The following is a 22,382-nucleotide window of genomic DNA, read 5'->3' as shown; positions in this document are numbered from 1 at the left end:
CGCTATTCGTCGGTGAGCCAGGCGAAGCCGAACGGCGGCAGCGTCGTGCCGTCGATGCCGCCGAGCAGCACGCGCCTGCCGTGCTCGATGGTCGTCGGTTGAGCCTGCTCCGAGAGATTGTGCACGATGGTCAGCTCGCCATACGAGAGCGCGAGGATGGCGTCAGACGGCTCGTCGGGGAACTTCGGCGCGATCGTGCCGATTCCCGGGTGCTCGCACCGCAGCCGAACGAGTTGCCTGGTGAGGGTGAGCAGGCTGTCCGGCTTGTCGCGCTCCTTCTCGACGTTGACGCGGCGGTAGCCGAACTCGCCGGCGCGATTCGCGGTTCGGGCGATGTCTCGGGCCGGCGCGCGCGCGGAGAACCCGCCCGAGCGCGAACTGTCCCATTGCATGGGGATGCGCACGGCCTCCCGGCCGCTCAGCGAGAGCTCGTCCCCCATGCCGAGCTCCTGGCCGTAGACGAGCAGCGGTGCACCGGGTGAGGCGAAGAGCAGGCTCAGGCACATGCGCCGCTGCTCGTGGGTCTTCATCATGGGTGCCCAGCCGCGGCGCACGCCCCGCCCGTAGATGCGCATGTCCTGCCTCGAGGCGAAGACGTCGAAGACGCGCTGCCGTTCGTCGTCGCTCAGCTGCTCGAGGTCGAGCTCGTCGAGGTTGCGCATGAAGTTCAGCCACGGGGACGTGCCGGCCGAGCGCTGCTGCTGGCGGAACGTCTCGCGCAGGGGCTCCGCCTCCTGGCGGGCCAGAGCGAGGTAGAGCGCGTTGTTGCCGAGGAAGTTGTAGAGCAGATCGAAGCGATCGCCGAGGAAGTCTTCGATGTCGTCGCGCGGCATGTCGACCTCACCGATGAGGGCGACGCCGGGCGCGCGGCGGCTGAGGTAGCGCCTCAGGTCGTCCAGACGCTCTTGCCCGGTGATCTGCGTGCCCTCGAGCGCATCCGGCGTGAAGAGCTTCGAGGCGGCATCGACGCGGAAGGCGTCGGCTCCCGTTGCCACCCAGAAGTCGACGATGCTCTTGATCGTCTCCCACAGCTGGTCGTCGGCGATGCGCAAGTCAGGCTGGAACTCATAGAAGGTGTGCCGGTAGTAGCGCTTGGCGCGGGGCGAGTAGTCCCAGATGCCGTCCTCCTCCTCGGGAAACGCGCTCTTGTCGGCACTGTCTGCCGGCTCGTCTTCGCGCCAGATGTAGTAGTCGTAGAAGCGCGAATCGGGGTCAGCCTGGGCGGCGCGGAACCAGGGGTGCTTCGACGCGGTGTGGTGCACGACGAGGTCGACCATGATGCGGATGCCGCGCGCGTGGGCCTCGTCGGCCAGGGCGCGGAAGTCGTCGAGGGTGCCGAGTTCGGGGTCGACGTCGAAGTAGTTGGTGATGTCGTACCCGTTGTCCATGCGGTCGCTGGGGAAGAACGGCAGGAGCCAGAGACACGTCACGCCGAGATCTGCGACATAGTCGAGCTTCTCGACGAGCCCGGAGACGTCGCCGATGCCGTCGCCGTTCGCATCGTGGAAGCGCGTGATGTCGATGCCGTAGAACACCGTCTCCGCTGCCCAGCGGCGGTCGGGCTCACTCATTCAGAGGTATCCGGCGCGCGGTGCGGCTTCTCGACCTGGTACGCGAGCCTGCGCAGTGCCTCGCGGTTGCGAGTGTGTCCGACGATGTTCACGATGAACGACGGAATGAGGGTGCTCGGCCCCGAGGCCGCGTGTTCGGTCATGCGGATCACGCATTCGCGCCGATGGGTCTGGACCTCCAGGCTCACGTGAGCGGAGCCGAGCATGCCTCCCCGCGCACGTAACACCAGCCTGCGGGGTGGGTCCCATTCCTCGATGCTCGTGGTGTCGTTGATGACGAGCGGCCAGATGCCGAAGGAGTGGTGCAACTCGGCGCCGACGGCCGGCCAGTCCGGGCTGACGGCGCGGGCGCGGGAGGCGCCGACCACCCAGGAAGGGTACGACCAGGCGTCGGCGAGTACCTCGAAGATCTGCTCGGCAGAGGCGTGGATGATGCGGTGATTGACGCTCATTGCTTTCCCTCAGTTGTCGAATCGGGAGACAGGTCGGGCGGCGTGGAGATGCCGTACTCGTGCTCGAGCGCGCGGCACGCGGCGAGCCAGCCGGCCTGGCCGTGCACGCCCGGCCCGGGAACGGTGGAGGCGGAGCACAGGTAGGTGCCCGGCAGCGGAGTGCTCCAGGGTTCGGTCGTCAGCCTCGGTCGCGCCACGAGTTGCCAAGCGGATGCCGCGCCGGAGGCGATATCGCCGCCGATGTAGTTGGGGTTCTCCGCATGCATCTGCCGGCCCGTGCGCGCCGTGCTGGCGATGATGGTGTCGCGGAACCCAGGGGCGAACTGCTCGATGCGGCGCACCATCGCCTCGGTCTCGTCGACGTCGCTGCCAGCCGGCACGTGCGTGTACGCCCACAGCACATGCTGGCCGTCGTCGGCCCTCGACTGGTCGATCACGGTGGGCTGGCAGGTGAGCACGTACGGCTCATCCGCATGCATGCCCGCCGCCACCTGGTTCTCGGCACGCGCCACCTGCGCCCTCGTGCCGCCGACGTGCACCGTGACGGCCCGCCTCAGCTCCTCATTCGCCCACGGCACCGGCTCGGAGAGCACGAAGTCGGCCTTCGCCACGCCGTTGCCATAGCGGAAGCGGCGCATGCTGGCGGCGAACCATTCGGGCATCCGGTGGCCGGCGAGCTGCAGGAGCGCATGCGGCGTGATGTCGAGCATGACGATGCGCGTTCCCGCCAACTCGTCGAGGCTGCGTACCTCGGTGCCGGTCTCCACGCGGCCGCCATGCGCCTCAAGGTCGGCGATCATGGCGTCAGAGATCGCGCCGCTGCCCCCGCGTGGGATCGGCCAGCCGACCGAATGCGCGAAGGCGGCGAGGGCCAGGCCTGCCGCCGAGGTTCCGAGGCTGGGCTGGCGGCGAATCGTGTGAGCGAACACACCCGCGAGCAGCGCCGGTGCGTCGCTGCCGGAGAACGGCAGGTTCCAGGCGGGGGTTCCCTGGACGAGCGCGCGCAGCCCGAACTGCAGCAGGCTGAGCGGCTCGGTCGGCACGCGCAGCATGGGCCTGCCGATGATGTCGGCCAGTCGCTCCGGATGCCGCTCGAACGGCGTGAACAGGCGCCGCCAGGCGTCTGCATCCGCCCCAAGCCCCTCGGCCGTGCGCTCCAGATCCTGGTAGGCGATGGCGGCTTCGGCGGCGCGGATCGGCTGACCGTACGAGATCTCGGGCACGAGCATCTCGACGCGCTCGGCGAGGGCGAACCGCCGAAAGAAGTCGCTCGAGATCGCCATGGGATGCACGGCCGAGCAGACGTCGTTGCGCACCCCGGGCATCACCAGCTCGCGCGTGCTCGCGCCCCCGCCGGCATAGTCAGAGCGCTCGAGTACGACCACCTTCAGGCCCGCGCGGGCGAGCGTGACCGCGGCGGCCAACCCGTTCGGGCCGGAGCCCACGACGACGACGTCTTCGATCATGCGTCAGGCGGTCTTCTCGAGGTCGATCAGGGCGAGTCCCACGTCGGGGCGCATCGTCTTGCGCAGGGAGGCCGGTGACTCCCGAATGATGACCTCGAGGGTCGGCCACACGTGCCCTTCCAGCAGGTGGCCGCCGCGCGTCGTGCCGTCGGCGAGGCCGAGCACGGCGTGCAGGTGCAACTGGGGGCCCTTGTCGCTTCCGGCGGCGTCGCCGACGAGCGAGAGCACCTCGCACTGCTCATCGACCGGGTTCTTTCTGTACTCCTTCGTGCTTCGGTCGTACCAGCCGACCACCGCCCGCTCGAACGCTCCGACGGCGGTGATCTGCGCCGCCGTGAGGTCGTGCTCCTTCACGAACGTGCTGAGCGTGGCGAACGCCTCGTCGCCCTCGGAAAGCACCACAACGTACGTGGCCCCGGCGCCCTGCTGGTCGCCATCGATGCGCTTGAACTGCATGCGGTCTCACTCCTGTCTGTCATGGGTACCGGCTGTGATGAACCCGGCTGTGATGAACACCGGGCGACGCGCGCGCCTCAGCGGCTCTTCCGGCTCTCTCGGTCGTTGGCCTTCTCGATCGCCTCGACCAGTTCGTCCTTGTTCATCGTCGAGCGTCCCGAGATGTCCAGGCGCTTCGCGATGTCGAGAAGATGCTCCTTCGACGCGTTGGCGTCCACTCCGCCGGCCGTCTCGCCCTTCGAGCCGCGCGTGCCCTCAGCCTTCTGGTCAGACGGACCGGACTTCTCCTTCTTCTCCCAGTGGTCGCCCACCTTCTCGTACTCATGCTTCAGCGCCGCGAACGCCGTGCGATGCGCCCGCTCGCCCTCGCCATAGCTCTCGACCGCGGAGTCGTGTGCGGCCGACCAGATCTCCTGGGCATGCTTAGGGGAACGCTCGATGGTCGAGGGCATTTCCTTCGATGCGGGCATGGTGCCTCCTCACGGACCTTCCGATTGCCCCTCACGGTACGCCGGGCACCGACGCTCGCCCACCCGGGAGCGAGCGCCGTGCGTCAGGAGGAGCGGGTGGTCGGGCGGTGCATCATCCGCTCACATGGAAGACGCCGGATGCGCCGCGCTCGGCGTCCGACATGATGTGGGTGACGAAGGAATAGTCGCCAGGCTGCGCCAGCGTGAACTCGACGAACCCTCCCTGCGCCGGCTGCATGCCAAGCACCTGGGAGCCGCCGACGCCCGTGGAACCGCCGGCGCGCAGCAGGTAGTCGCCCTCCTCGAAGACGGTGTCGAACTGGGCGCCCACGACGTGGAACGCGCTCGGCAGGTTCGGCCCGGCGTCGAGAACCCACACGCGCACGCGGTCGCCGGCCGAAACAGCAATGGGCCTGGCACGGTACTGGTCGGCGTAGCCGTTGAACGTAACGAGGTCTGGGGTCTTCGCCGCCACCTTCGCGGCATCAGCGATGCCCTTCTGCGCCCCCAGATAGTACTCGGACTGCACGAACACGAATTCGCGGTCGACGGGGTCGAGACCGGGCGGGTCGATGATGACCGCGCCGAACATGCCGTTTGCGATATGCACCGACATGGGCATGGTCGAGCAGTGGTACAGCCAGATCCCGGCCCGCGTGGCCGTGAACGTGTAGGTCAGCCTCTGCCCGGGCTCGATGGTTCGCATCGGCTTGTTCGGCGCGAGGGCGCCGGCATGGAAGTCGATCGAGTGGCCCATTGGGGCGCGATTCACGAGGGTGATGACGAACGTGTCACCGACGCGCCCGTGCAGGGTGGGGCCGGGCGCGGTGCCGTTGTACGTCCAGAGCGTCTGCCACACGCCGGGCGACACCTCGGTGAGCGTGTCGCGCACCGTGAGCGTGAGGCGGTGCGTGGTGCCGGCCCCCACCGGCGGCACCGTCGCATCGCGGGCCGAGAAGCTCGCCGGCGGGGATTTCGCCAGGTCGATGTCGTCGGCTGCCGAGCCGGCCGAACCGGTCGCATCGGCGCCGCCTGCGCCGCCGCCCATGTGCATGCCATCGTGGCTGCCCGCCTGCGCTCCGCTGACGGCCGCGGCGTTCTCGCTCGGCGCACCGACCGCGACGATGCGCATCACCATGCCCATCTGCCGGTGGCCCGTGATGGAGCACCAGCCGTCGATGTTCGAACGGATGACGCCCGCATCCACGGTCGCTCGTGCACCGCCTACGAGCCTGCCAGAGGTCGTGCCGTCTGCCAGCGTGAGGTCGTGCACCTGGTCGTCGCGGTTCACCAGGTGGATCACGAGACGATCCCCCGCAGGAACCCGCACCGTCGCCGGCGAGAAGCGCATGTTCTTCATCGTCATGGCCACCGTCGTCGTGTGCCCCGTTGCGGCGACCTCGTCGGCAGAGCCGTTCTGCCCAGCGGATGCGCCGGGCACCACGGCGCCCGGCAGACCCGAGGCGATGCCCACGGGTGCGAGCGAGACGCTCAGGGCGACGGCGAGAACCAGGGTTCCCGCCGCAGCCATCATGCTGCCGCTCAGCTCGTGCAGGGTGGCGCCGGCGCGCGGGCCGGTGGCAGGCGGCTGGTGCGCCGGTGGAGCCGCACGACCGCCTGGCGGCGTCGCCTCACGACTGCCTCGGGGCGTCGCGCCGTCACGACCGACGATGGCGCGCACGCCGAGGGGAACGATCGACAGAAGCGCGAGCGTCGCGACGGCAAGCAGCACGACGCGCGTGACCGCCGGCAGCGGCAGCAGGCAGAGCAGCAGGGCGCCGTTGACGACAATGGCGCGGAAGGCGCCGAGCCTCTCGAGTTCCGCGTACATGCGACGGGCGCGCGCCGGCCCTCCTCCGAACACCACCGGAATCAGGTGGCTCAGCGCCGCGACCACGAGCTGGGCGACGAAACCGAGAACGAATGGCAACAGCAGAACGGGCAGCCCCGCGGCGATCGCCGCCCAGCCGGGAGCCAGCGCGGTGAGCGCGAGAAGGGCGAGCACACTGCCGAGGAACCACACGAGGGATGCGCCCATGCTCCACGCGGCATACGACGTCGGCGGCGCCTGCCTCGCCTGCCGTGCTGTCTCGACGAGCACGAGGATCACGGCGGCGGCGAAGGCCGCCAGCCCGAGCGGCACGAGTACACGCACATCGATGAGACACCCCGCACCCGCCACGATGAGCCCGGCCGAGGCGAGCGGCAGGGAACGCCGGCCCGCGGCATCCGCTGTGGGAAGAATGCGTGCGTGCAGAACTGTGGGCCACAGGAGAATGACGGTGCCGATGACGGTGAGGCCGACCCAGCCGCCGAGGTTCGCGGCGATGTGCGCGACGAACAGGCGGTCACGGATGTCGCCGGCGGCGGGCTGCCCCGCCATGAGCACGCCGACGGCGACGCCCATGATGAGGAACAGGGCCGCGACGATGTAGTACCTCACGAGCGGGGCGAAGCGGGACGGCAGGGCGCCGCGCAGCTGGAGGGTCAGCGAGACGACGTGCCAGGCGGCGGCGACCGCGACCGCTGCACCACCGACGATCACGGCCGGCCATACGCCAAGGCTCACGGCGAGCACGACGACGACCGCGCCCACGGTGTGCAGGCCGAGCCGGGTTGCGAGGGCACGGCGGCCGCCGGGCGCCCCTCGACGGGTGAGCGTGTCGGCGAAGTGCTGGCTCCAGACGAGGATCGCCGACGTCACGGCGCCGAGCAGAAGGAGATGCACGACCAGCCATTCCGCCGCGGGAATATGTGCCTCGACGGCGCCGACGACGGCGGCGGCCACGCCCCAGAGCGCGACGAGGGCGTTGGCCACCGCGTACCAGGCGCGGCGGCCCCGACGACGCCCGGCCGCGTGCTCGTTGGCGTCAGGGGCAGAGCCGATCGCCGGGCTCACCGCTGCTTCCCTCGAACGACGGCCGTCACGGCCAGCACCACAAACAGCAGAACGGAGACGATGTTGACGACGCCGCCCCACTGCACGAGAGACGGGATCTGCTTGAGGTCGCCGATGAGGATACGCATGATGAGCGAGGCGGTGAGCAGCGCGACGGGCACGTAGAACACGGGTGAGTACGGCAGCGGTCGTCGCAGCACCGCCGGGAAGATGACCGGTGCGTGCGCCATGATCATGGCGAGCGTGAAGCCCAGGAACACCGCGTGCACCGCACCGTCGTACCACGGGCCGCTCGTGACGGGACCGGCGACGATCCAGATGAGCCCGGCTACCACGAGCCACACATAGCCGGCAAGCAGGCACATGGCGATGTATCGCGGCAGGCCGTGCGTCGTCACGAGCCGAGTCGCCACATCGAAGAAGGCGAGCCAGGCGACCACGGCGAGCAGAGCGAGGCCCAGGAGCGGGTAGCCGACGGCGGGCCACAGCATGGCCGCGAGCACTCCCGCTCCGAGCGAGCAGCACACGCCGAAGGCGACGCGCTCACTGCCCCTGCTGAGAACGACAAGCCGGGCGAGCTCCACGCGCTCCCCCGCGATGGTCAGCACCATGAACGCCGCCATGGATGGCACAAGAGCGGATGCCGCCGCGCCGCCAAGCCACAGCATGCAGCCGGCCAGCGCCATGAACGCACCGAGCGCCTGGATCGCCGCCGCCAGCATTGCCTGACGCCGCCAGATGGCAAGGTAGATGGCCAGCAGCATGACGGCGCCCACGGCGAGCAAAGCCTGGCCGACCGCGATCGGGGCGGGCGAGAGCAGGGCGATGCCGCCCAGCCCGAAGGCGGAGGGCGACGCGAATGCCCACCAGCGGCGAACCGCGACGGCGCGCTCGAGCGCGATCACGGTTGCGACGAAGCCGAAGACCATGAGCGGCCCGTGCACGTCGGGCAGGCGGTCGGTCGTGACCGGCGCGGGCAGCCCGAGCAGCAGCAGCGCGGCGTCCAGCCCGGCGAGAAGGGCGATACCTCCGGGAATCAGGAACGCGAGGCGCACGCCGGTGCGGGTAAGCGGCGCACGGGGCCGGGCCACGTATCCCGATGTGCCCGACACTTTCGTCGCAGAGGCGGGTGCCGGCTGGGGGGATGCCGTCACTCGGTCGTCGTGTTCGATCTCGTCCCCCACCTCTGTTCCCGTGCGCCGTTGCTCTCATTTTATTACTTTTTATTAGACTTTTCGTGTTAGTTTCATGGCGGGAATGCGAGCGCGTTCCCACCACGAAAGGAAGACATGAGCGAGCGCCCTGATCTCGATGTGCGTACCGAGGAGCCGTGGCGTCGCCACGAGCTGATCTTCGAGCGATACAACGCCCTCCAGCCCGGCGAAGGGTACGTGCTGGTCAACGACCACGACCCCAAGCCGCTGTACTACCAGTTCGCGGCCGAGCACGCGGGCGAGTTCACCTGGGAGTACCTCGAGCAGGGCCCCGAGGTCTGGCGCGTCGACATCGGTCGCCCCGCCGCCCAGTGACGCAGGCGATCCTCCTCGGCCTGCTCGTCGTGGCCGCCTGCGTGTGGATCGGCGGCTGGGTGAGCCTCGTCGTCATCGCCCGCAGCACCACGGCAACCCTCAGCCGCGAAGCACGCGTCGCCTTCTTCCGCCACTTCGGCCGGAGGTACGGCATCGTCGCGACCATCGCCCTTCTCGTGGCGTTCGCTTCCGGCCTCGCGCTGCTCCTCGGCGCGCCTTGGAGTGCCCTGTCGACCGCGATGGTCGTGCTGTGCGCCGTTCTCACGGTCGGGCTCGGCGTCGGGGTCATTCAGGCGAGACGGATGACGCGGCTGCGCCGCGCCGCCGCGTCGGCGCCGCTCGACGACGGGTTCGCCACGCGCATCCGCCGTGGAGCGCGCTGGGCGCTCGTGCTGAGGGCAGGAATCGGCGTGCTGAGTCTCGCGGTGCTGGTGCTGGCCGTGATCGCGTCGACCGCCTGAGGGTGCTCGACCGGCCGGGGGTCAACCACCTGGGGTACTCAGACCGCGTACGGCCGGCTTCGCACGTCGTCTTCAACCCGGCCAGGCCGTGCGCCGGCCGAGTAGTGGCCCGGCACCCCGTGCGCCGAGGTGTGGGGCTCGGGCTTCTCGCAATATTTCCCGCACACCGGGCACGTGTAGCCCTCGTCGAGTTCGCTCTCGCCCACGACGGTGTAGACGCGCTCGTCGGCTCCGCCATTCTCGTCAAGGCGGAAGACGGCGCGCCGCGGCCGCTGCAGCGACGCCATGGGGATCGACACCAGCGGATGCGGTCGGCCGCTCTCGTCGTACGGCATCACCACGACGGTGTCCTGCGCGCCGAAGAGCGTGGTCGAGTCGGCGAAGCGCGCCACGTAGTGGTCGTCGGTGGTCAGCACCGCCGGGCCGCGCTCGAGCCGGCTCGACGACTCTCGCTGCCGGTACGGCTCAACGAGCCCGAAGACCAGGGCGCCGTTGCGCATGCGTACGTAAAGCTGTTCGCTGCCGAAGATCTCGAGAACGATCCCGGCCGGCGCATCCTCAACCTGCAGGATCACCGCCACCTCGGCACTCGAATCGGCGGGCATCAGAACGGCCACGCCCTTGGCAGCCCACGCCTCGGCTGCGCGCGTCATGCCTGTCACACCCATCTCGCAACCCCTCCCCTCGCCGTTGCCACTTCGTCTCCACGGTAGAGACGGTTGTCGCATCTCGTAAGGGGTTGCGCGACAGCTCACAGCAAGGCAACCCCTTGCCGGCGAGACCTACCCGGCGTACACGTCAGAGGATGAGAGCACTCACCTGGCAGGCACCGCGAACCGTCGCCGTTGCCGACGTCGCAGACCCCGAGATCATCAACGACACCGACGCGGTCGTGCGTGTCACCTCGACAGCGATCTGCGGTTCCGACCTGCACCTCTACGACGTGCTCGGCCCGTTCCTGAGCAAGGGCGACGTTCTCGGGCACGAGGCCATGGGCGTGGTGGAGCAGGTGGGCGACGCCGTCACGCGCATCTCGCCCGGCGACCGGATCGTGATCCCCTTCGTCATCGCGTGCGGCGAGTGCTTCATGTGCCGTCGTGGGCTCACCACGCAATGCGAGACGACCCAGCAGCGCGAGAAGGGGACGGGCGCCGCGCTCTACGGCTACACCGAGCTGTATGGTTCGATTCCCGGCGGGCAGGCGCAGCGCATCCGCATGCCGCTTGCCGACTTCAACGCCATTATGGTCGGAACCGAGCTGCCCGACGAACGCTACCTTTTCCTCAGCGACATTCTGCCGACGGCCTGGCAGGGAGTGCAGTACGCGGACCTGCCCGTCGGCGGCGTGCTCACCGTGCTCGGGCTCGGCCCGGTCGGCCAGCTCGCCAGTCGCATCGGCCGGCATCTCGGACACCGGGTGCTCGCAGTCGACCCCGTTCCCGAGCGGCGAGCCATGGCCGAGCGGCACGACGTGGAGACCTTCGATCTCACGGATGACGTGCTCGAACGCCTGCGCGAGGCGACCGAGGGCAGAGGGCCGGATGCGGTTCTCGACGCCGTCGGCATGGAAGCCCACGGCCACCCGGTCGCCGCGCTCGCGCAGAACGCCGCGGGCCTGCTGCCCGACGCGGTGGCAAAGCCCGCAATGCGGAAGGCGGGCATCGACCGGCTCTCAGCCGTTCAACTCGCGATCGACGCGGTGCGCCGCGGCGGCACCGTCTCACTCAGCGGCGTCTACGCGGGCAACGCCGACCCCATGCCGATGATGACGCTGTTCGACAAGCAGCTCACCCTGCGCATGGGCCAGGGCAACGTGCAGCGCTGGGTCAGCGAGCTCATGCCGCTTGTCGAGAGCGAGCGGGACCCCCTGGGTATCGAAGACCTCGTCACGCACCGCGGCTCGCTCGAGGACGCGCCCCGCCTCTACGAGATGTTCCGCGACAAGGCCGACGGCTGCATCAAGGTGGTGCTCACGCCGTAGCGCGCGGCGAGCGCGCCCAGCGAGCGCGCCCTCTCACGGCTCTGCGGGGTGCTCGCGGGCCCTGCTCGGCTGCACGCGCGGCGGCTCCCCCGGCATCTTGGGGTAGTCGGGTGGGAACGGCAGCTCCCCCAGCCCGTCATCGAGGTCACGCTGCCACCAGGCGAGAAGGGTGTCGATGCGCCCCGGCCCCTCGTGCATCGCCGCCCACGGATCGCCGCGTTCGAGCAGCCGAGTCGGAACACTCTCGATCGTGAAGTCGCCGGGCGCCACGCGCTCGAGTTCGTCCCATTCCACCGGGCACGACACGGATGCGCCGGGTAGCGCCCGCGGGCTGTACGCGCCGGCGATCGTGCGATCCCGATTCGCCTGGTTGAAGTCCACGAAGACACGCCGGCCACGCTCCTCCTTCCACCAGGCGCTCGTGACGGCGTGCGGCATCCGTCTCTCCAGCTCGCGGGCCGCGGCGATGACCGCGTGCCGCACGTCGAGAAACTCGTGCGTCGGCTCGATGGGCGCGTATACGTGCAGCCCCCGATTGCCGGAGGTCTTCACGAACGCGTTCAGCCCGGCCTCGACGAGCACGCGGCGCAGTTCGATGGCGGCGGGCACCGCGTCGTCGAAGTCGGTGCCCGGCTGCGGGTCGAGGTCGATGCGCAGCTGGTCGGGGTTGTCGCTGTTCTCGGCGCGCGAGGCCCACGGGTGGAACACGACCGTGTTCATCTGCACGGCCCACACGGCGGTTGCCGCCTCATCGATCACGAGCTGCGGATGCGCGCGGGCGCTCGGGTAGGTCACCACCACAGAGCGGGCGTAGTCCGGCGCTCCCCGAGGCGGATTCTTGGAGAAGAAGTGTTCGCCGTCGACCCCGTCGGGGTAGCGCTGCAACGAAACCGGCCGATCTCCGTTCGCCGCGACGAACGCGTCGCCGACCCTGGCAATGTAGCGGGCGAGGTCGAGCTTGGTGATGCCGAGCTCCGGCCAGAGAACGCGCGACGGGCTAGAGATGCGCACGTCGCGCGTCTGGCCGCCCGAGGGGACCTCGAGAATCTCGGCGTCAGCGGCCACGGCAGGATTTCGTGGGGGCGGGAGCGTGCCGCGGCATCCGCTCGTTCATGCGAACGTCGACCGTCTTCTCAGCCGGCGTCGCTGTCACCCACGTCGCCCTCGGCCTGGGAGGGCTTGTCGACGTGCATGTCGACGTCGTCGTGGTTCTGCGGGTTGTCCTGGGGGCCCGCGCTCTGCGACTGATCGTCCGTGCTGTTTTGCGGGGCAGAGTTCTGCGGATCGTCGTTTTCGCGCTCGTCGTTGTTCGACATTCGTGTTCCTCTCGTTGCCCACATGCTAAGAGCGTGGCGGGGATGCACAAGGGGCGGCCGGGTTCGGCAGCAGTGTGTGGTCGGGTTCGGCAGCGGGTGTGCGGTCAGGTTCGTCGCCGCTCGCGCACGAGCTCCTTGGTTCGCACGAGCCGGAGGGCGGTCACGAGCACCAGGCCGCCGAGAATGTTGAACAGAAGTGTGTAGCCGAACCAGCCGAGCCAGTTGAGGTAGCTGATGTCGGCTCCCGACTGGATCGCGCCGAAGATGACGAGCGAGTCGAGAATCGAGTGGAACAGGGGCAGGCCGGCCAGCAGAAAACCGCCGATCATGGCAGCGATGATCTTGGCGACGTCGGAATCGGTGCCGTGCTGCATGCGCGTCATGAGGGTGATGGTGCTGCCGCCGAGTGTGGCGAGCGCGATGGTGCTCCAGGAGAACGCCGGATCGACGAATTGGTGCGCCGCCTCTGCCACGGTGCCGTGCCACATGGGAAACGCGAGCATCACCAGGGCCATGATGAGCCAGCCGCCGATGAGGTTGGCGACCAGCGTGGCGCCCCAGAGGCGAACGAGTTGCCATGGCGTGCCCTCCTTCGCCACGAGCGCCGCGATCGGCATGAGGAAGTTCTCGGTGAACAGCTCGCTGTGCGCCAGGAGCAGCGCGATGAAGCCGATGGCGAACGCGAGGCCCGCCAGCAGATGGCTGCCCGTCTCGTGCATGACCGCCAGGTAGGCGATGACGCCGAGGCCGACCTCGAGGCCGCCGAAGAATCCGGTGATCGCCACGGAGCGCAGGCTGCGGTGCAGGCGCTCGGCACCCTCGGAGATGATGCTGTCGAACGAGGTCTCCAGGTCTTCCTCGACCGGCCCCTCGCCACCCTCCTGCTGCTGCATCAGGGCCGCTCCCGGTTGTCCATCAGAGTCGCTCCCGGTTGTCCATCAGAGTCGCTCCCGTCTCTTATCGAGCTCGCGCCTAGCCTTGACGGCGATGCCGCGTGCCCGCTTCTCGCGGCGCTGCGTATCCGCCTTCCTGCGTTCCAGAGTGTCCTTCTCGTCGGCGATGCGCTCGAGTCTCCTGCGCAGCTCGCGCTCCTCGCGTTCGAGCACGCGTGCCTCGTTCTCGATCTCGTCGTGCTCGCCCTGCAGCCGCTGCAGTTCAGCCTCAGCCTTCTCGGTGCGGCGGCTCGCCTCCTCAACGCGTCGCTCGGCGAGTTTTCGAGCCTTATCGGATGCCGCATCCGCGCCTCGTTCCGTGCCGCTACTCGAGCGTTGCCGGCCCGCGTGGTCGGCTTCGCCTGCACCTGAACGTGTGGCTGTACGTGTGCCCGTGCCTGCACCGGTACCTGTGCCTGCACCGGTACCTGTGCCTGTGCCTCGGGGTCGTGCCGCCGCTGCCCGCTTCGGCGCGGCGGGGGCCTCGCCCGTCGCGACGGCTCCCTCGAGATCCACGGGGCCGAACCCGCTGCTGCGCAGGCCCCGAACGAGCAGGCCGCTGCGCGCCGCGGCGAACGCACCCTCATCGGCAACCGCCGCGGCGAGCGTCTGTTCGAGCTCGTCGGCGGCGGCGCGGCTGAGGGGCTGGCCCGCGGCATCCGCTCTGTCGTTCGCTGCCTCGATGAGCGAGGCGATCGTCTCGCGGCGCCGGTCGGAGAGCTCACGCAGCGCAGGGCCGTCTCCTTGCTCCTGCGCGTGCCGAAACTCATCGCCGAGGTCGGCGAGCGCGTCGAGGCGATCGTCGTCGGCCAGCTGGTTCACGGCCCACGCGCCGGCCGAAGGCTTGCGCAGGCGTCGCACCGCCTTCGCCAGCTCCTTGTCGGCCTTCACCTCGGTGACGCGGGCCGTGCGCTGCACGATGAACTCGCCGGGTGGCAGCCGGTACAGCTCGCGGGCGACCTCGGTGAGCCCCATGCGCGAGAGCCTACGCGCGAACCCGGCCGGCACGCATGCCGCCCGGGCGCATCCCTTCCCTCCTCCTGTCGAGAACGCAGCGAGTCGAGTACGAGGCAAGGTGGGTCGCAGCGGGCCTGCGTCAGGTGAGGTGGTCGAAGTCGCCGCGCACCCATGCCATGTAGCGGTCCGCAGAGCCGCGCACGACGGCCTTCGCATCGCGCTCGACGACGCTGGCGAAGTTGTTGTAGAGGCGGTCGAAGGCGAGCGGTTCGACGCTGCGCGCCAGCCGATCGACGACGGCCGCCGACAGCGGCAGCCTGTTCGGATAGCTGCGCAGGAACGACACCGTACGGCCATCCGGCCCCGGGAAGATCGCGTCGCCCGCGAGCAGCACGCCGCGACCGTCCGCTCCCGCGGGCCAGTGTGCGACGAGACTTCCCGCGAAGTGGCCGCCGATCCGGTGAACCGTGACGCCGGGCAGCACCTGTGCGGCATCCGTTATCGAGCGGATGCCGTCGGACTCCCTCTGCACCCAGTCCCGATCGACCTCCGCAACGTAGACGGGCGCGTCATCGAATGCGCGCGACCATTCCACCTGCACCCCGTACATGTGCGGGTGGCTCGCGATGATCGCCGCGACTCCCCCGAGCTCGCGCACGCGGCGCGCGCCCTCGTCGTCGATGTACCCGGTCGGATCCCAGAGCAGGTTGCCCGCCGGAGTGGTCACGAGCAGCGCCGTCTGGCCGATGCCGACCGCGGGCGTGCTGGTGATGCCGAACAAGCCCGGTTCGAGCTCGGCGATGTTCACGCGCGTTCCGGCGCTCCTCAGCTCGTCAAGCGAGAGCCATTCCTGCCCCGTCTTGGGAACGTACTGCCGCTCGTCGAGACAGATGGGGCAGGTGAGCGGGGGCGCATCCGTGTCGTCTCGTTCAACGCCGCACGCTTTGCAGATCCAGACGGTCATGTGATGCCTCCGCCTCGACGGTACCAGCGGCATCGAGCTCAGGGCCGGGCGCAGTCTCGGACGCACTCTCGGGCACGCTCTCGGGCGCACTCTCGGGCGCTGCCTCGAGCGCCGCCTCAAGCCGCGGCACGGCGTCGAGCAGCCGTCTCGTGTACGGGTGCTCGGGTCGCTCGAAGATCTGCCGCACCTCTCCATGCTCGACGACGCGGCCGTCTTTCATGACGAGCACGCGGTCGGCGATGTGGCTGATGACGCCGAGGTCGTGAGAGATGAAGAGGTAGGCGACGCCGGTGGCCCGCTGCACGTCGACGAGCAGGTCGAGCACCTGCGCCTGGATCGACACGTCGAGCGCGGAGACGGGCTCGTCGCAGACCAGCACGTCGGGCCGGGGAGCGAGAGCCCGCGCGATCGAGACGCGCTGCCGCTGGCCGCCCGACATGCGCAGTGGCCTGCGATCGAGAACGCCATCGTCGAGCCCGACGAGCGCGAGCAGTTCGGCCGAGCGCGCCCGCAGCTCGGCGCCGCCGCGCACGCCCGAGGCGGCAAGCGCCTCGGTGAGGATGGCGCCGACCGTGTGGCGTGGATCGAACGTGCTGAGCGCGTCCTGGTGCACGGCCTGGATGGACAGCCGCGCCGCTCGAAGAGCGCGCCCGCCCAGCTCGTTCCAGTCGCGCCCGTCGAGCCGCACGCTGCCGCTGTCCGGCTTCTCGATGCCGAGGGCGAGGCGCGCCGTCGTCGACTTGCCCGAGCCCGATTCGCCGACGATCCCGAGCGTCTCTCCTCGGCGCAGCGCGAATGAGACGTCATCGACGGCGAGGCGGGCCCCGCCGGCCGTGCCGAACGACTTCGCGAGCCCGTCCGCCTCCAGCACGATGGGGTGATCCCCGCCATCGTGGGAACGCCTTTCGCCGGCGAGCTGGCGGCCGTCACCGCCGTGCGATGCGTCACGAACCCGTTCGATGTAGGCGCTCGGCGGCTCGCCCGACAGCCGGCGCCCCCGCGAGGCCGCCGAGGGAACCGCCGCGAGCAGTTGCTTCGTGTACGGATGCCGCGGCCGCGCCAGCACGTCGGCGGCATCCCCCTCTTCCACGACCTCGCCGTGGCGCACGACGAGCACGCGGTCGGCGACGCTCGCCACGACGGCGAGGTCATGGCTGATCAGCAGCAGCGACCTGCCACGGTCAACGAGCCCGCGCAGCAGGGCGAGCACCTGAGCCTGCACCGTGACGTCGAGCGCCGTCGTCGGCTCGTCGGCGATGATCAGCTCGGGATCGGCGGCGATGGCGGTGGCGATGAGCGCGCGCTGTCGGAGCCCGCCCGACAGCTCCGCAGGAATCTGCCTGGCACGCCGCTCGGCGTCCGGGATGCCGGCCCGTGTCAGGGCGTCGATCGCCCGCCGCCGCCGCTCGGGGCCGCGCGCGTTCGAGTGCAGCGCAAGGACCTCCTCCACCTCCCGCCCTACCTCGCGGAATGGGTCGAGGGAGACCAGGGCGTCCTGCAGCACCAGGCCGATGCGCCCGGAACGGATGCCGCGCCACTGCCGCTCACGCAGCCTGCGCAGGTCGACGCCGTCGAAGCTCAGCTCGCTGGCGGCCACGCGGGCGTTGTCCCCGGCGAGCCCGAGCACGCTTCTGGCCGTCACGCTCTTGCCCGACCCGGACTCACCCACAATGGCGAGAGCCTCGCCCCGGTTGACGTGAAACGAGACCCCACGCACGACCGGCTCGGCCTGGTTTCCGAAGCCCACGACGAGGTCGCGCACCGCCAGGATCGGTCGCGCATCGCGAAGCACATCCGGCGACTCGCGCCCCGGCTCATCCGTCACATCTCGTGTCAGCTCACCGCTCAACTCCCCCACACCCTTCCGTGTCATCGCCGTGCCTCCGTGCGTCGCTGCAGCCATCGCCCGACAACCGTCACGCTCACGACCATGAGCGTGATCGCAAGCCCCGGCATGACCCCGTACCACCACGATCTGTCGAGAAAGTTGCGCGCCGTCGACAGCATGACGCCCCACGACGGGGCAGGTGGCGGCGTGCCGAGGCCGATGAAGCTGAGCGCCGCGCCCGCCACCGTTGCCGTGCCGACACCGATCGTCGCGAGCACCAGGATCGGCCTGATGGCGTTGGGCAGAATGTGCCGCACCACGATCTGCGGCTCGCTCAGGCCGAGACCCCGAGCGGCCTCCACGAAAGGCGCCCGCCGGATGCCGAGCGTCTGGGCGCGCACGAGCCGCGCGAAGCTCGGGATCCCGGCGATGCCGATCGCCATGAGCGCGTTCGTCGTGCCGCCACCCGTCACCGCGATCACGACAAGCGCCAGCAGCATCTCGGGAAAGGCGAGACCGATGTCGACGAAGCGCATCACGACCGACTCGACGAAACGGTTGCCGAGCCCCGCGAGCACCCCGAGAGCCGATCCCCCGACGAGCGAGAGCGCGACGGCACCGAAGCCGAGCAGCAGCGCCTCCCGGGTTCCGTAAATGATGCGGCTGAGCACGTCGCGGCCGTTCTCATCCGTTCCGAGCGGATGCGCGGCGCTCGGCGCCGCGAGCACGTGCGGGCCGATCGCGAGCGGATCGTGCGGCGCGATCCACTGCGGCACCAGCGCGCTCGCGGCGAGGAAGGCGAGAAAGACGAGGGCGGCGAGCACGGCGACGGGCGGGCGACGCGAGACGGCGGCGCTCATGCGAGCCTCCTCAGCCGCGGATCGATCAACGGATAGACAAGGTCGATGGCGAGATTCACGACCATGTAGACCACGGCGGAGAGCACGACGATCGCAATCACCACAGGCAGGTCCTTGCCGTTCACGGCCGTCAACAGCAACCGGCCGAGGCCCTGCCGGCTGAACAGCGTCTCGGTGACCACCGTGCCGCCGAGGAGCCCGCCGAGCAGGTACCCGGTCATGGTCGCCAGGGGAATCAGAGCGTGGCGCATGGCATGCCTGAGACGCACGGCCGTGTCTGACAGGCCCCTCGCACGGGCGCTCGTGATGAAGGGCTCCTCGAGCACCTCCTCCAGGGCGTTGCGCAGCACCTGCGTGAGCACCGCCGCGAGGGGCAGCGCCAGCGTCACGGCCGGCAGCACAAGAGACTGCCAGCCCCGATTGCCGATGGCAGGCAAGAGGTGCAGCCCGTACGAGAAGGCGCTCAGCAACAGGATGCCGAGCCAGAACGACGGCATGGAGGCGAGAACCAGGTCGGCCGACGATGACACGCCGCGAATCCAGGGGCGCCGGTGAGCGGTCAGCAGCGCCACGACGATCGCGAGAACCACCGCGAGCAGGCCGGCGGCGAGCGCCAGCTGCACCGTTCCGCCGAGTTGCTGACCGATCGCCGTCGCGACCGGCTCGCGCAGCCGGTATGAGGTGCCGAGGTCGCCGTGTGCCAGCCGCCACAGGTAGCTGCCGTATTGCACGTACCACGGCTGATCGAACCCGTACTCCGCGCGGATCTGGGCGAGCACGGCGGGCGATGGGTTGGCGTCGGTCCCGCCGACCACCGCGTACGCAGGGTCGCCTGGCGTCAGGTAGATCGCGAGGAACGCGAGCGTCGCCGCGCCCCACACCACGAGCACCGCCCCGCCGAGCCGCAGGCCGATCGCTCCCGCCACGCGGCGCACCCGGGCCGCCGCCATGTCAGCCCTCACTGGTCCAGGCGTCGAACACGTAGGGCGCCGGGTAGGCCGTCTCGAGCGAGAGCCCGTGCACCTTCGCCGTGTCGAATGCCACCACGCGCTGGTCGTCGAAGAACGGAATGGCGGGCGCCAGGTCGATCAGCCTCGTCTGGGCCTTGCCGTACAGCGCGGCCTGCTGCGCCGCATCCGTCGTCTCTCGTGCCTGCTGAAGAAGGCTGTCGACCGTGTCGTCCCTCAGCCGTGCGACGTTCAGGCCGATGCGGTCGGCGGTCGTGATGTTCTTCGATGAGTAGCGCAGCCACAGGATGTCAGGGGTGTTCGTGCCCCAGATGCCCGCACTGATGTCGTAGTTGCCGTCGAGCGCATCCTGGCTCAGCTCCTGCGATGTCGGGTAGCTGATCTCGATGTCGATCCCCAGCTTCTTGGCCTGCGCCTGCACCTGCTCGGCGATCTGCACGCGGTAGGCGATGGCGTTCGAGGTCGGCAACTGGGCCGTGAGGCGCTTGCCGTCCTTGGTGCGATAGCCGTCGGAGTCACGCGTGCCCCAGCCTGCCTCATCGAGCAGCGCGTTCGCCTTCTTCACGCTGTGCGCGATGGTGTTCTTCGAGTAGTCGAGGGTCGACGACGTGAGGTAGCCGGTCGCCGTCTTGTACTCGCCGAACAGCACCGAGTTCACGATCTCGGCGCGGTCGATGCCCGTGAGGAGAGCCTGGCGAACCTTGAGGTCGTTGAACGGTGCGCGGGCGGTGTTCAACCACCAGCTGAACGGATGCCCCGGCGTCGTCAGGCTGAGGACGCTGAGAGAAGGGTCCTGCCTGGCCGCGTGGATGTTCTGGGCGGGAACCCAGTCGACCACGTCGACCTGCCCGGAGGCCAGCGCGTTGTACCGGGTGGAATCCTCGCCGAGGAACAGCACGGTGTAGTGCTTCAGGTACGCGGCGCCCGTGTGGGTTCCGGGCGGGCCCCAGTTGTATGCGTCGTTGCGCACGTACTCCACCGACTGGCCCTTGGTCCACTTCACGAGGGTGAACGGGCCGGTACCGATGGGCGCGGCGCAGATGTCGGCGGGGGCGTCGGCGATCTGCTTCGGCGACACCATGCCGAAGAAGCCCTGCGCGAGCACGCGCAGGAACGCCGAGTACGGCGTGCTGAGCTTCACCGTCAGCGAGTACGGGTCGACGACCGTCGAGCTCTCGTACGGCGCAATGTACGAGGCAGACATGGGCGACTTCGTCGCCGGGTCGACGATGTAGTCGAGATTCGCTTTGAACGCCTCGGCGTTCCACGGCGTGCCATCGCTGAAGGTGACGCCCTTGCGCAGGGTGAACGTGTAGGTGAGCCCATCGGCCGACACTGCCCATTTGGTGGCGAGCCACGGCTCGAGTTCGTGCGTCTTCGGGTTCTCGTAGACGACCGAGTCGGTCAGCGGTCGGGAGAGCTCGGGGCCGTTGAGCCCGGCATTCTCGGCGGGCGCGATGCATGGCGGCTCCTGCCCGTTCGTACCGAGGGTGAGCGATCCATTCCTGACGATGGCGCCGCTCTTCTCGGCCTGGCCCGCGGATGCGGTGCCCGCGCACGCCGACATGGCCAGAATCGCGGGGATCGCCAGGGCCATCGCCCACGAGTGGCGGGATCGGAGTCGGGTGACGTTACGTACGCGCTCGTCGGTCATCGGTTGCTCCTCGTGTCGGTTCCAGCGCTGGTGGTGTGCTGCGGGGTGGTGTGCTGCGGGGTGGTGTGCTGCGGGGTGGTGTGCTGCGGGGTGGTGTGCTGCGGGGTGGTGGCGGGGGCGCCAGCGGCCACCCGGTCGTGCCAGGCCAGAGGCAGCACGTCGTTGAGCACGTAGTCGCCGAGCGCCTGCTCGCGATGGATGGCGGGATTATGCGACGCGATCGTCCTCGCATTGCGCCAGAGTCGGTCGAGCCTGATGCGGTCGCTCGTGGCCGATGCGCCCCCGACTTCGAACAGCAGCGTTGTCGCCTCGAGCACCTGCCCGATCACGATCTGCTGAGCCTGGAAGACACGGATGACGGCTTCGCCGTACCGCTCGTGTTCGCTCTCGCCGTCGAGACCGGCCGCATCCGCGGTATCGATCGCAGCCGCACTCTCAAGGGCAGCCGCACGCTCAAGGGCATCCGCATGCTCAAGGGCATCCGCACTCTCAAGGGCATCCGCATGCTCAAGGGCATCCGCATGCTCAAGGGCATCGGCACTCTCGAGGGCACCGACCGCGGCGAGCGTGTTCGATCGGGCGCTGAACGCGAGCGCGCTGACCCGCCCGACCACCCGCTGCACGAGCGGGTCGTGCCGGGGTGAGGATTCGCCGGGGATCCCGAAGGTGCGCCGGCGTGGTCGCACGAAGGCCGCGGTTTCGCGCAGCGCGGCATCCGCTATGCCGGAAAGCGCGGCGAGGAGCACGAGCTGGTAGAAGCCCGTGACGTAGGAGTGCGGGCGCGGCTCGCCGTCGATGAACGAGACGATGTGACGCGGGTCGATCTCGACCGCGTCGAACGTGGTGGTGCCGCTGCCGGTGAGGCGCTGGCCGAACCCGTCCCAGTCGTCGACGCGAGTGACGCCGGCCGCGTCTGCGGGCACCGCGAGCGCGACCGGCTCGTCCCCGCGCCGGGCGCTCGACCAGATCCAGTCGGCGAAGAGTGTGCCCGTGCTGTAGTACTTGGTGCCGTCGATGACCCAGCGGCCGTCGCGCTCCTCGACGACGGTCTGGGTGTCAGGGCCGCGCTCCGCCTGGGCATTGCCGAACAGGATGCGGTCCGAGACGATGCGCCGGAACCACTCGGTACGGGTCGGGCTGTCGTCGAGACCGAGCTGCGTCTCGACGAAACCCAGGTGGCCGCGCAGCAACTGCGGCAGGTTCGAGTCGGCTGACGCCAGCTCGATGAGCAGCGCGAAGAGCGTGTGCAGCGAGACGCCGTCGCCGCCGTGCTGTCTCGGCACGCGCAGGGCACCGAAGCCGGCCTCGCGCAACCATTCGACCTCGGCGAACGGTAGGGCGCGCTCGCGTTCGCGCTCGACTGCGCCCTCGGCAATGCGCGCGATGATCGGGCGGAACCGGGCAAGAATCTGGGCGGTCGATGGCGCGGCGCGCGATGCGGACAGGGCTGCCGTGGCTGGCGCTGCTGTGGCTGGCGCTTCGGTGGCTGGCGCTGCGGTGTCTGGCGCTTCGGTGTCTGGCGCGAACGTCATGGTGCGGTTCCTGTCTCTCGCGATGGCCGAGGCGGCACGCGCATCTCGCGAAGAGAGCGGGTGCCGGGTGAGGCGCGCCGGGGCGC

At 69.6% G+C, this 22,382-nt stretch carries 21 protein-coding genes; 3 read left to right on the top strand and 18 right to left on the bottom strand.

What is annotated here, in order from left to right; translation table 11 throughout:
* Nucleotides 1-2: 2 nt before the first annotated feature.
* From OSC27_RS04075 to OSC27_RS04045, 7 genes are all read right to left on the bottom strand, one after another.
* Nucleotides 3-1,571, bottom strand: a complete 1,569-nt coding sequence (locus OSC27_RS04075) for an alpha-amylase family glycosyl hydrolase (protein ID WP_267180123.1) — start codon at nucleotides 1,569-1,571, stop codon at nucleotides 3-5.
* Entirely contained in the window at nucleotides 1,568-2,023 is a 456-nt protein-coding gene (locus OSC27_RS04070) for an SRPBCC family protein (protein ID WP_267180122.1), read from the bottom strand. Before OSC27_RS04070 ends, OSC27_RS04075 begins: the two co-directional genes overlap by 4 nt.
* Nucleotides 2,020-3,489, bottom strand: coding sequence for a phytoene desaturase family protein (locus OSC27_RS04065; protein ID WP_267180121.1), 1,470 nt, complete (start codon nucleotides 3,487-3,489; stop codon nucleotides 2,020-2,022). Before OSC27_RS04065 ends, OSC27_RS04070 begins: the two co-directional genes overlap by 4 nt.
* Before the next feature lie 3 nt (nucleotides 3,490-3,492).
* Nucleotides 3,493-3,945, bottom strand: coding sequence for a PPC domain-containing DNA-binding protein (locus OSC27_RS04060; RefSeq protein ID WP_267180120.1), 453 nt, complete (start codon nucleotides 3,943-3,945; stop codon nucleotides 3,493-3,495).
* Between the two features lie 77 nt (nucleotides 3,946-4,022).
* Nucleotides 4,023-4,415 (bottom strand): ChaB family protein, encoded by a 393-nt coding sequence (locus tag OSC27_RS04055; RefSeq protein ID WP_267180119.1) that lies wholly within the window; start codon nucleotides 4,413-4,415, stop codon nucleotides 4,023-4,025.
* A gap of 112 nt (nucleotides 4,416-4,527) precedes the next feature.
* Nucleotides 4,528-7,314, bottom strand: a complete 2,787-nt coding sequence (locus OSC27_RS04050) for a multicopper oxidase domain-containing protein (protein WP_267180118.1) — start codon at nucleotides 7,312-7,314, stop codon at nucleotides 4,528-4,530.
* Nucleotides 7,311-8,498, bottom strand: a complete 1,188-nt coding sequence (locus OSC27_RS04045; protein WP_267180117.1) for a hypothetical protein — start codon at nucleotides 8,496-8,498, stop codon at nucleotides 7,311-7,313. Before OSC27_RS04045 ends, OSC27_RS04050 begins: the two co-directional genes overlap by 4 nt.
* Nucleotides 8,499-8,603: 105 nt before the next feature.
* Here OSC27_RS04045 and OSC27_RS04040 point away from each other — a divergent pair, with 105 nt between their 5' ends.
* Both OSC27_RS04040 and OSC27_RS04035 read left to right on the top strand, forming a co-directional pair.
* Nucleotides 8,604-8,843 (top strand): DUF2249 domain-containing protein, encoded by a 240-nt coding sequence (locus OSC27_RS04040; RefSeq protein ID WP_267180116.1) that lies wholly within the window; start codon nucleotides 8,604-8,606, stop codon nucleotides 8,841-8,843.
* Complete coding sequence (locus tag OSC27_RS04035; RefSeq protein ID WP_267180115.1) at nucleotides 8,840-9,304, top strand: hypothetical protein; 465 nt, start codon at nucleotides 8,840-8,842, stop codon at nucleotides 9,302-9,304. The genes OSC27_RS04040 and OSC27_RS04035 overlap by 4 nt, the downstream gene beginning before the upstream one ends.
* A 38-nt stretch (nucleotides 9,305-9,342) precedes the next feature.
* On the opposite strand, the gene OSC27_RS04030 is transcribed toward OSC27_RS04035, so the two are convergent.
* The gene (locus tag OSC27_RS04030) at nucleotides 9,343-9,957 is read right to left on the bottom strand and encodes a hypothetical protein (RefSeq protein ID WP_267180114.1); all 615 of its coding nucleotides are present in this window, start codon (nucleotides 9,955-9,957) and stop codon (nucleotides 9,343-9,345) included.
* Between the two features lie 152 nt (nucleotides 9,958-10,109).
* Here OSC27_RS04030 and OSC27_RS04025 point away from each other — a divergent pair, with 152 nt between their 5' ends.
* Nucleotides 10,110-11,285, top strand: a complete 1,176-nt coding sequence (locus tag OSC27_RS04025) for an alcohol dehydrogenase catalytic domain-containing protein (RefSeq protein ID WP_267180113.1) — start codon at nucleotides 10,110-10,112, stop codon at nucleotides 11,283-11,285.
* A gap of 33 nt (nucleotides 11,286-11,318) precedes the next feature.
* Here OSC27_RS04025 and ligD read toward each other — a convergent pair whose 3' ends face one another.
* From ligD to OSC27_RS03975, 10 genes are all read right to left on the bottom strand, one after another.
* Nucleotides 11,319-12,350 carry a non-homologous end-joining DNA ligase gene (gene ligD, locus OSC27_RS04020; protein WP_267180112.1) on the bottom strand — a complete coding sequence of 344 codons (1,032 nt, stop codon included), beginning with the start codon at nucleotides 12,348-12,350 and terminating at the stop codon, nucleotides 11,319-11,321.
* A gap of 68 nt (nucleotides 12,351-12,418) precedes the next feature.
* Nucleotides 12,419-12,601: a hypothetical protein gene (locus tag OSC27_RS04015; protein ID WP_267180111.1), complete on the bottom strand. Its 183-nt coding sequence runs from the start codon at nucleotides 12,599-12,601 to the stop codon at nucleotides 12,419-12,421.
* A gap of 104 nt (nucleotides 12,602-12,705) precedes the next feature.
* On the bottom strand, nucleotides 12,706-13,494 hold the full coding sequence (locus tag OSC27_RS04010) for a formate/nitrite transporter family protein (protein WP_267180110.1): 789 nt from the start codon (nucleotides 13,492-13,494) through the stop codon (nucleotides 12,706-12,708).
* A gap of 45 nt (nucleotides 13,495-13,539) precedes the next feature.
* Nucleotides 13,540-14,508, bottom strand: a complete 969-nt coding sequence (locus OSC27_RS04005) for a hypothetical protein (RefSeq protein WP_267180109.1) — start codon at nucleotides 14,506-14,508, stop codon at nucleotides 13,540-13,542.
* A gap of 121 nt (nucleotides 14,509-14,629) precedes the next feature.
* Nucleotides 14,630-15,454 (bottom strand): MBL fold metallo-hydrolase, encoded by an 825-nt coding sequence (locus tag OSC27_RS04000; RefSeq protein ID WP_267180108.1) that lies wholly within the window; start codon nucleotides 15,452-15,454, stop codon nucleotides 14,630-14,632.
* Nucleotides 15,420-17,327, bottom strand: a complete 1,908-nt coding sequence (locus tag OSC27_RS03995; protein ID WP_267180107.1) for a dipeptide ABC transporter ATP-binding protein — start codon at nucleotides 17,325-17,327, stop codon at nucleotides 15,420-15,422. Before OSC27_RS03995 ends, OSC27_RS04000 begins: the two co-directional genes overlap by 35 nt.
* Nucleotides 17,324-18,142, bottom strand: a complete 819-nt coding sequence (locus OSC27_RS03990; RefSeq protein WP_267180106.1) for an ABC transporter permease — start codon at nucleotides 18,140-18,142, stop codon at nucleotides 17,324-17,326. Before OSC27_RS03990 ends, OSC27_RS03995 begins: the two co-directional genes overlap by 4 nt.
* Nucleotides 18,139-19,104, bottom strand: coding sequence for an ABC transporter permease (locus OSC27_RS03985; RefSeq protein WP_267180105.1), 966 nt, complete (start codon nucleotides 19,102-19,104; stop codon nucleotides 18,139-18,141). Before OSC27_RS03985 ends, OSC27_RS03990 begins: the two co-directional genes overlap by 4 nt.
* Nucleotides 19,094-20,764, bottom strand: coding sequence for an ABC transporter substrate-binding protein (locus OSC27_RS03980; RefSeq protein ID WP_267180104.1), 1,671 nt, complete (start codon nucleotides 20,762-20,764; stop codon nucleotides 19,094-19,096). The genes OSC27_RS03985 and OSC27_RS03980 overlap by 11 nt, the downstream gene beginning before the upstream one ends.
* Nucleotides 20,761-22,296 carry an acyl-CoA dehydrogenase family protein gene (locus OSC27_RS03975; protein WP_267180103.1) on the bottom strand — a complete coding sequence of 512 codons (1,536 nt, stop codon included), beginning with the start codon at nucleotides 22,294-22,296 and terminating at the stop codon, nucleotides 20,761-20,763. The genes OSC27_RS03980 and OSC27_RS03975 overlap by 4 nt, the downstream gene beginning before the upstream one ends.
* Between the last annotated feature and the right edge of the window lie 86 nt (nucleotides 22,297-22,382).

It is taken from the genome of Microbacterium sp. STN6 (genome assembly GCF_026410545.1).
GTDB lineage: Bacteria > Actinomycetota > Actinomycetes > Actinomycetales > Microbacteriaceae > Root112D2.
This window is presented reverse-complemented; position numbering and strand designations above follow the sequence as displayed.

What these genes read in the sequence shown, in the direction of transcription:
- OSC27_RS03975 (WP_267180103.1), bottom strand. Translation starts at nt 22,296, where the DNA reads ATGACGTTCGCGCCAGACACCGAAGCGCCAGACACCGCAGCGCCAGCC.
- OSC27_RS04070 (WP_267180122.1), bottom strand. Translation starts at nt 2,023, where the DNA reads ATGAGCGTCAATCACCGCATCATCCACGCCTCTGCCGAGCAGATCTTC.
- OSC27_RS03990 (WP_267180106.1), bottom strand. Translation starts at nt 18,142, where the DNA reads ATGAGCGCCGCCGTCTCGCGTCGCCCGCCCGTCGCCGTGCTCGCCGCC.
- OSC27_RS04010 (WP_267180110.1), bottom strand. Translation starts at nt 13,494, where the DNA reads ATGCAGCAGCAGGAGGGTGGCGAGGGGCCGGTCGAGGAAGACCTGGAG.
- OSC27_RS04060 (WP_267180120.1), bottom strand. Translation starts at nt 3,945, where the DNA reads ATGCAGTTCAAGCGCATCGATGGCGACCAGCAGGGCGCCGGGGCCACG.
- OSC27_RS04015 (WP_267180111.1), bottom strand. Translation starts at nt 12,601, where the DNA reads ATGTCGAACAACGACGAGCGCGAAAACGACGATCCGCAGAACTCTGCC.
- OSC27_RS04030 (WP_267180114.1), bottom strand. Translation starts at nt 9,957, where the DNA reads ATGACGCGCGCAGCCGAGGCGTGGGCTGCCAAGGGCGTGGCCGTTCTG.
- OSC27_RS04025 (WP_267180113.1), top strand. Translation starts at nt 10,110, where the DNA reads ATGAGAGCACTCACCTGGCAGGCACCGCGAACCGTCGCCGTTGCCGAC.
- OSC27_RS04065 (WP_267180121.1), bottom strand. Translation starts at nt 3,489, where the DNA reads ATGATCGAAGACGTCGTCGTCGTGGGCTCCGGCCCGAACGGGTTGGCC.
- OSC27_RS04040 (WP_267180116.1), top strand. Translation starts at nt 8,604, where the DNA reads ATGAGCGAGCGCCCTGATCTCGATGTGCGTACCGAGGAGCCGTGGCGT.
- OSC27_RS03980 (WP_267180104.1), bottom strand. Translation starts at nt 20,764, where the DNA reads ATGACCGACGAGCGCGTACGTAACGTCACCCGACTCCGATCCCGCCAC.
- OSC27_RS04000 (WP_267180108.1), bottom strand. Translation starts at nt 15,454, where the DNA reads ATGACCGTCTGGATCTGCAAAGCGTGCGGCGTTGAACGAGACGACACG.
- OSC27_RS03995 (WP_267180107.1), bottom strand. Translation starts at nt 17,327, where the DNA reads ATGACACGGAAGGGTGTGGGGGAGTTGAGCGGTGAGCTGACACGAGAT.
- OSC27_RS04005 (WP_267180109.1), bottom strand. Translation starts at nt 14,508, where the DNA reads ATGGGGCTCACCGAGGTCGCCCGCGAGCTGTACCGGCTGCCACCCGGC.
- OSC27_RS04055 (WP_267180119.1), bottom strand. Translation starts at nt 4,415, where the DNA reads ATGCCCGCATCGAAGGAAATGCCCTCGACCATCGAGCGTTCCCCTAAG.
- OSC27_RS04075 (WP_267180123.1), bottom strand. Translation starts at nt 1,571, where the DNA reads ATGAGTGAGCCCGACCGCCGCTGGGCAGCGGAGACGGTGTTCTACGGC.